Origin of the sequence: Methylorubrum sp. Q1 (assembly GCF_004683995.1) — a bacterium.
Taxonomy (GTDB): domain Bacteria; phylum Pseudomonadota; class Alphaproteobacteria; order Rhizobiales; family Beijerinckiaceae; genus Methylobacterium.
In genome coordinates this window covers 1-7,388 of sequence record NZ_SRHQ01000055.1, presented here as the reverse complement: position 1 = coordinate 7,388, position 7,388 = coordinate 1, and the positions used below count along the sequence as shown (strand labels likewise).

General features: G+C 68.6%; 6 protein-coding genes and 1 pseudogene. 6 read left to right on the top strand and 1 reads right to left on the bottom strand.

Translation table 11 applies throughout. From position 1 onward, the window contains the following. The 6 genes and pseudogenes from E4V01_RS24930 to E4V01_RS24905 all read left to right on the top strand — a co-directional run. Positions 1-692 (top strand): PDZ domain-containing protein (locus tag E4V01_RS24930; RefSeq protein WP_135300238.1); only part of this gene is annotated, 692 nt, incomplete at its 5' end. A gap of 401 nt (positions 693-1,093) precedes the next feature. Beyond that, the gene (locus E4V01_RS24925) at positions 1,094-1,717 is read left to right on the top strand and encodes a hypothetical protein (protein ID WP_245517707.1); all 624 of its coding nucleotides are present in this window, start codon (positions 1,094-1,096) and stop codon (positions 1,715-1,717) included. Between the two features lie 114 nt (positions 1,718-1,831). Continuing rightward, positions 1,832-2,676: pseudogene (locus E4V01_RS24920) on the top strand (aldo/keto reductase). 110 nt (positions 2,677-2,786) lie between these two features. Then, positions 2,787-3,260, top strand: coding sequence for a hypothetical protein (locus E4V01_RS24915; protein ID WP_135300237.1), 474 nt, complete (start codon positions 2,787-2,789; stop codon positions 3,258-3,260). Positions 3,261-3,401: 141 nt separating this feature from the next. Next, positions 3,402-4,481: a tartrate dehydrogenase gene (locus E4V01_RS24910; RefSeq protein ID WP_060771931.1), complete on the top strand. Its 1,080-nt coding sequence runs from the start codon at positions 3,402-3,404 to the stop codon at positions 4,479-4,481. 13 nt (positions 4,482-4,494) lie between these two features. Beyond that, positions 4,495-5,319: a 3-keto-5-aminohexanoate cleavage protein gene (locus tag E4V01_RS24905; RefSeq protein ID WP_135300236.1), complete on the top strand. Its 825-nt coding sequence runs from the start codon at positions 4,495-4,497 to the stop codon at positions 5,317-5,319. A gap of 112 nt (positions 5,320-5,431) precedes the next feature. On the opposite strand, the gene E4V01_RS24900 is transcribed toward E4V01_RS24905, so the two are convergent. Beyond that, on the bottom strand, positions 5,432-6,787 hold the full coding sequence (locus tag E4V01_RS24900; RefSeq protein WP_135300235.1) for an MFS family transporter: 1,356 nt from the start codon (positions 6,785-6,787) through the stop codon (positions 5,432-5,434). Between the last annotated feature and the right edge of the window lie 601 nt (positions 6,788-7,388).

Here is a 7,388-nt window from a genome sequence, read left to right as displayed (position 1 = left end):
CCTTCGCGATCCCCGCCGAGACGGTGCAGACGGTGGTCGATCAGCTCCGCAGCGACGGCAAGGTGGTGCGCGGCTATCTCGGCGTGCAGGTCCAGCCGGTGACCAAGGACATCGCCGACGGCCTCGGCCTCGACAAGGCCAAGGGCGCGCTGGTCGATCACGCCGAGAACGGCACCCCCGCCGCCAAGGCCGGCCTGAAATCGGGTGACGTGATCGAGTCGGTCAACGGGGCCCCGGTCAACGATGCCCGCGACCTCTCGCGCCGCATCGCCGGCCTCAAGCCGGGCACCGAGGTGAAGCTCGCCTATCTGCGGGGCGGCAAGAGCGACGTTGCGACGGTCGAACTCGGCACGCTGCCGACCGACGCCAAGGTCGCGAGCCGCGGCGACAGCTCGTCCGGTGGCCAGCCGCGCCTCGGCCTCAGCCTTGCGCCGGCGAACGACGTCGGCCTCGGCGACGAAGGCGTGGCGGTGATGGATGTCGATCCCGACGGCCCGGCTGCGGCCAAGGGCATCGCCCAGGGCGACGTGATCCTGGATGTCGCCGGCACCAGCGTCTCGAAGCCCTCCGACGTCCAGGCACAGATCCGCGCCGCCGAGTCGAACGGCCGCAAGGCCGTGCTGATGCGGGTGAAGAGCGCCAAGGGCCAGACCCGCTTCGTCGCCGTGGCCCTCGGCAAGAAGGAGGGCTGATCCCCTCGCAAATGACGGCGGGACCGTTCCGGCCCCGCCAACCGTCCTCTGCCTCCTGCCGACTTCGCGCCCGCTCCCCCGAGCGGGCGCTTTTTTCATGTCCGCTCACGTCCGCCGCCATGCTGCCCGGACGGATTGGCCTGCCACCCGCCAGCGTCTACCAACGTCCGGTCCCGCGACCGCCGGACGTCACGCGAAGAGACGCACGGACCCTGAGACCGGTGCCGCACCGATCCCATCGAGGCCTCATCGATCGGCCCGTCCGCCAGGCGGCCCGCCCTGCGTCGGGTCCGCGCGCGGCGACGGTCGGGCGTATCGCGGCCGTCCTGACCGCCCTTGCCCTGCCCGGGGCGGCACGGGCGGAGCCGCTTGCATCGGAGAGCCCGCGCATCCCCGAGCCGATGGTGTTCGATCTGCTCCGTCCGCTCGGCGCGCGCGCGGGCGAGCGCGAGATCAACGTGCTGACGATGCGGCCCCTGAGCCGGGGTCCGACGGATTGGGCGCCCGAACTCGAATACGCCTATGCCGACGGCCAGTCGTTCGAGCTGGAGCTTCCGTTCGAGGACGGACGCCTGACGCAGGTCAAGTTCGCGCTTCAGGGCACGTTCGGCACGGGGGCAGGCGGGCGCTGGATCCACGGCTGGCAGTATATCGGCCAGGTCGAGCGCGGAAGCGCGACGTTCCGCAATTCGCTGCTCTACATCTCCGGATACCGCTTCGACGGGCGCTGGAGCATGCTGAGCATGGCCGGATTGCGGCAGGTCGGCCTGCGTCAGTTCGGGCCAACCTCACTGCTCCTCAACCATTCCGTCTTCTACGACTTCGATCCCGAGACGGTGCTGGGGCTCGAAGTCAACCTGAGGCAGGACATCGCCGGGGACGACCGCACCCGCGCCCTCGTCATTCCCCAGATCCACCGCCGGCTCACGGAGCTGACGAGCCTCCAGGCCGGCCTCGGTGTCGAGTTCCGAACGGACCGTGACGCCGGGCTCGTCGCGGCCCTGCGGCTGATCCGCGAGTTCTGAGGCGCCTCGCGCCGGCAACGGACCTGGCAGCGGGCTTTCGGGTTCTCCCGTCAGAAGGAATGCTGCGAGAGGAACACGGATACGACGAGCGACGAGGCATCGGGCACCTTCGCGATCGGCGGGGATCTCACCGTTCACCGGCTCGGGTTCGGCGCCATGCGCATCACCGGTCCCGGCATCTGGGGCGATCCGCGCGACCGGGACAAGGCGAAGGCGACCCTGCGAGCGGTACCCGGCCTCGGGATCGACCTGATCGACACCGCCGACAGCTACCGCCCCTTCGTCAGCGAGGATCTGATCCGCGAGACGCTTTATCCCTAGAGGGGCTCGTCATCGCGACCAAGGGCGGCCTGACGCGGCACGGGCCCGACATCTGGCAGCCCGTCGGCAATCCCGATTACCTGCGCCAATGCGTGCTGATGAGCCTGCGGCGGCTCGGTCTCGAGCGGATCGACCTGTGGCAGCTTCATCGGATCGGCCCGGACTGCCCCCGCGAGGTGCAGTTCGAGGCGATTGCCCGGATGCGGGAGGAGGGGTTGATCCGCCATGTCGGCCTGTCCGAGGTCTCGGCCGAGGACATTGAGACGGCCCAGAAGTTCTTCCCCGTCGCGAGCGTGCAGAACCGCTACAATCTCGTCGATCGCACCAGCGAGGCAATGCTGGCGCATTGCGAGCGGCACGGCATCGGCTTCATCCCGTGCGCGCCCCTCGACAAGGGATCGCTGGCCGGCCCCGGTTCGGCCCTGGAATCGATCGCCGGGCGTCTCGGCGCGAGCGGCAGCGCGGTCGCGATCGCATGGCTCTTGAAGCGCTCGCCGGTGATGCTGCCGATCCCCGGCACCGGCGATCCCGGCCACCTCGCCGAGAATGCCGCGGGCGCAACCCTCACCCGGAGCGACGAAGATTTCGCCGTCCTCGACCAGGCGGGCCTAGAGGCCTGGCAAGGCGCCCATGCGTGACGCCCGGAACGTGCTGGCGCGCACCTTGCACCGAGACGGCAACGGAACCGGGCAGGGCCTGAGCCTTTCTGTTCCGGGCGCCGACTCGGTGCCGGACGGAAAGGATCGACATGTCGTCAGCCGGCCGCCTCGCACGCTCCGGGCTCCGCGGTAGCTTGGTCGCTGGCTTCGTCGCCGCCTTGCCGCTAGCCGGTCTCGCCCCCCCGCCGGCGGAGGCGCGCACGAGCTGGGTCTCCGGCACCTACGTCTACGCCGACCTCTGCACGATGCCGGCGGACGGCGCGCAGGCCGGCCGGCGCATCACACTCAAGCGCTGGCCCAAGGGCGACAACCTCGTCTACGAGGGGGCGGGTCTGCCGGCCCCGATCGAGACCGCCGTCGTGATCGACGACAGCACGAAGGATGTCGCCTTTCATGTCGAGACGAGCGCCGGTCTCGTTAGCTTCCGCGGCACGGCCGGATCCGACGCGCTGGTCGGCACGCTGCACGGTGCCGACGGCTCGCAGCCGTTGCGCCTGAAGCGCGTCCTGCGCGCCCGCGCTCAGGAGACCTGCTCCGGCGAGACGACCGGCTCGATCAACTGAGCCGCCGCCCTCGACAATTCCGATGTCCGTCCCCTGAAGCCCCCCGCCCGCAAGCAAAGACCCCGCTTGTCGCCTCCCGCCATTGACGCCGCGAGACGCTGGCGCAAGTGAGACGCCGGGGGCGGGCACGAGGCGACGACCATGGGCGGGACGAAGCGCAGCTACCGGATCGCGGTGATCCCCGGCGACGGCATCGGCAAGGAAGTCATGCCGGAGGGCGTTCGGGTTCTGGAGCGGGCCGCCGCCCGCCACGGCTTCGAGATCGTGCAGGACTGGTTCGATTTCGCGAGCTGCGACTACTACGAGGCGCACGGGCGGATGATGCCCGAGGATTGGAAGGCGCAGATCGGCTCCCACGACGCGATCTTCTTCGGCGCCGTCGGCATGCCCGAGCGCGTGCCCGACCACATCTCGCTCTGGGGCTCGCTGATCCAGTTCCGGCGCGAGTTCGACCAATATGTCAATCTGCGCCCGGTGCGCCTGATGCCGGGCGTGCCGTCACCGCTGGCCGGCCGCAAGCCCGGCGACATCGACTTCTGGGTCGTCCGCGAGAACACCGAGGGCGAGTATTCCAATGCGGGCGGGCGGATGTTCGCCGGCACCGAGCGCGAGTTCGCAGTCCAGGAATCGGTGTTCACCCGCCACGGCGTCGATCGCGTGCTGAAATTCGCCTTCGAGCTGGCGCAGAGCCGGCCCAAGCGTCACCTGACCTCGGCGACCAAATCGAACGGCATCTCGATCACCATGCCGTTCTGGGACGAGCGGGTGCGGGCCGTGGCTGAGGGCTACCCCGATATCCGTTGGGACCAGTACCACATCGACATCCTGACCGCGCATTTCGTGCTGAACCCGGATCGGTTCGATGTGGTGGTCGCCTCCAATCTCTTCGGCGACATCCTCTCCGATCTCGGGCCCGCCTGCACCGGCACCATCGGCATCGCGCCCTCGGGCAACATCAATCCGGATCGGCTCTATCCGTCCGTGTTCGAACCGGTGCACGGCTCGGCCCCCGACATCGCCGGCCAGGGGATCGCCAACCCGATCGGCCAGATCTGGTCGGGGGCGATGATGCTGGAGCATCTCGGCGAGCGGGAGGCCGCCGCCGAGATCGTTGCCGCCATCGAGCGGGTTCTCTCAGAGCGGACTTTGCGCACGCGCGATCTCGGCGGCAGCGCCGACACGCAGGCCTGCGGCCGCGCGGTCGAACAGGCGCTGGGCTGAAGGACCGGCCGCGATGAGACCCGTCGTCGTCACCGTCGCGATCACCGGCTCGGTCGCCCGCAAGGCCGACAACCCGACCGTGCCGATCACGCCCGCCGAGCAGATCGAATCGACGCACGCCGCCTACGAGGCCGGGGCGGCGCTCGCCCACATCCATGTCCGCGAGGACGACGAGAGTCCGTCACTCGATCCCGACCGGTTCGCGGCGGTGCAGGCGGGCATCCGGCGGCATTGCCCGGACATGATCGTCCAGTTCTCGACGAGCGGGGCGGGGCCCGATCCGACGGAGCGGGGCGCCTGCCTGATCCACCGGCCCGATATGGCCTCGCTCACCACCGGCTCGGTCAACTTCGGCGACGGAGTTTATGAGAACCCGGCCGCCTCGTTCACGGCGCTCGGCCGGCGGATGCAGGACGAGGGCGTACGCCCGGAGATCGAGGTGTTCGACCTCACTCACATCCACAACGCGCGCCGCCTCGTGGACGAGGGCGTGATCGGCGCCGAGCCCCATCTGCAGTTCGTCATGGGCATCCGCAACGCCCTGCCGCCCGACCCGCACCTGCTCGACATCCTGCTGGCGGAGACCCGGCGCCTGCTGCCGGGCGCGACCTGGGGCGCCTTCGGCATCGGCCGCTTCCAGAGCCCTGTGATGGGCTGGGCCGTGTCGCGGGGTGCGCAGGGCGTGCGCACGGGCCTGGAGGACAACGTGCGCCTCTCCAAGGAGCGGCTCGCGGATGGCAATGCCGACCTTGTCCGTCTGGCCGCCCGGATCTGCGCCGAGCACGGCGCCCGGCCGGCAACGCCGGCCGAGGCGCGGGCGATCCTGCGCCTCGGCTGAGCCCAAGCACAGTCCCGAGCGGTGGCTCTCGGCGTTCGGGAAAAGACAATGCGCAAACACGAGGCGAGCGTGTCGTTCTGGATCGATATCCAGAACGACACGCTCGCGCCGATCAGGCCAGAACCGGGCTCGCCTTGCGCCCCAGTGCCTCCTCGACGGTGCCGTCCCCGTCGAGATAGCCGTGGCGCTTCGGGTTCGGCATCATCAGCGAAGCGATGAACGAGATCGCCAGCATCACGGCGACGTACCAGAAGAAGCTGGTCTCCGCGCCGACATGCTTGAGCCAAAGCGCGACCGCCTCCGCCGTGCCACCGAACAGTGAGTTGGCCACCGCGTAGGACAGGCCGACACCGAGCGCACGCACCTGGGTCGGGAACAGCTCCGCTTTCACGATGCCGCTGATGCCGGTGTAGAAGCTGATCACGACCAGCCCGGTCATGATGAGACAGAAGGACAGGACGGGGTCGGTGGTGGTGCCGATCGCCGTCATCAGCGGCACGATCATCACCATGCCGAGGCCGCTGAACAGCAGCATGTTCGTCTTCCGGCCGATCCGGTCGGAGAGCCAGCCGAAGAAGGGCTGGATCACCATGTAGGCGAACAGCGCCACCGTCGTGACCTGCGATGCGGTCACCTTGTCCATACGGGCGGTGTTGAAGAGGTACTTCGGCATGTAGGTCGTGAGCGTGTAGAACGACAGCGACCCGCCAGCCGTATAGGCCAGCACCACGGCGAAAGCCCGCCAGTGCTTGAGCAGCCCGGAGAGGGTTCCCGCTTCCTTCGAATCCTTGTTCTCCGCGCTCATCGTCTCGGAGAGCGAGCGGCGCAGGAACAGGGCGACCACCGCCGCCAGCGCACCGATGACGAAGGGGATGCGCCAGCCCCAGGCCGTGAGTTGCTCGGCCGTGAGCAAGCTCTGAAGCACGACGAGCACCAGCGAGGCGAGCAACTGGCCGCCGATCAGCGTGACGTACTGGAACGAGGCGAAGAATCCGCGCTGCCCCTTGGTCGCGACCTCGCTCATGTAGGTCGCGCTGGTGCCGTACTCGCCACCGACGGAGAGGCCCTGCACCATGCGCGCGATCACGAGAAGGACCGGCGCGAGGTGGCCGACGGTCGCGTAGGTCGGCAGCAGGGCGATGGCGAGCGAGCCGCCGCACATCATCAGCACCGAGATCATCAGCGAGGTCTTGCGCCCGAGACGGTCGGCGATGCGCCCGAACAGCCAGCCGCCGATCGGCCGCATGAAGAAGCCCACCGCGAAGACCGCGGCCGACTTTAGAAGCTGGCCGGTGTCGTCGCCCTCCGGGAAGAAAACCGGGGCGAAGTAGAGGGCGAAGAAGGCGTAGCAGTAGAAGTCGTACCACTCGACGAGATTGCCCGACGAGGAACCGACAATGGCCATGATGCGTCGGCGGCGGTCGGCGGCCTCGTCGAGCGGCGGCGCGGCGGCGCTGGTATCCAGCATGCGTTTCCCCTGATGATCCAGCCCTCGAGCGGCCGTGAGCCCTTATCAATGGACAATATTTAGCCGAGGCTGGCCAAGCACCGACGCGGTATGCGGCCATTCCGTGACAGATGCCAAGGAACGTTGCGCTCCCGGCCTCGGATCGCTCGGCTCGGTCAGTCCCTCCTCGGGGAGGGCCGACATGCCATCCTTGCCGCTACACCGCGGCACTCCGATTACGGTGGAGAGAACCGCAGCGCGGCATGCGATGAGTCGATCACGATGTCATCGTCGCCGTTTCGATCATTGCAAACACATGATCGATTTTACTTCGGATTTTTCCGGTCGCTACCGTATCCGCTCGCCCGTTCCGGTGCTTGTCGCAAAGAATAACTCGGAGAGTCACCAACGGGAACGGTTTTCCGACGCTTGCCGTTGCGTCCCCGTATTCGGCGCCAGGTCGGTGTCCGAGAGAAGACGGGGACGGAACATGACGAAGTTCTTTCGCAGTACGGCGACTGCGGCGATCCTGATGCTGGGCGCGGCGACCGCACTCGCACAAGGCGGCGGCGCCGGCGGTGCTGGGGGCGGGGGTGCCGGTACGGGCGCTGGCGGTGCGGGC

Coding starts and splice junctions, on each gene's coding strand:
- E4V01_RS24915 (WP_135300237.1), top strand. CDS start 2,787: ATGTCGTCAGCCGGCCGCCTCGCACGCTCCGGGCTCCGCGGTAGCTTG.
- E4V01_RS24900 (WP_135300235.1), bottom strand. CDS start 6,787: ATGCTGGATACCAGCGCCGCCGCGCCGCCGCTCGACGAGGCCGCCGAC.
- E4V01_RS24925 (WP_245517707.1), top strand. CDS start 1,094: ATGGTGTTCGATCTGCTCCGTCCGCTCGGCGCGCGCGCGGGCGAGCGC.
- E4V01_RS24910 (WP_060771931.1), top strand. CDS start 3,402: ATGGGCGGGACGAAGCGCAGCTACCGGATCGCGGTGATCCCCGGCGAC.
- E4V01_RS24905 (WP_135300236.1), top strand. CDS start 4,495: ATGAGACCCGTCGTCGTCACCGTCGCGATCACCGGCTCGGTCGCCCGC.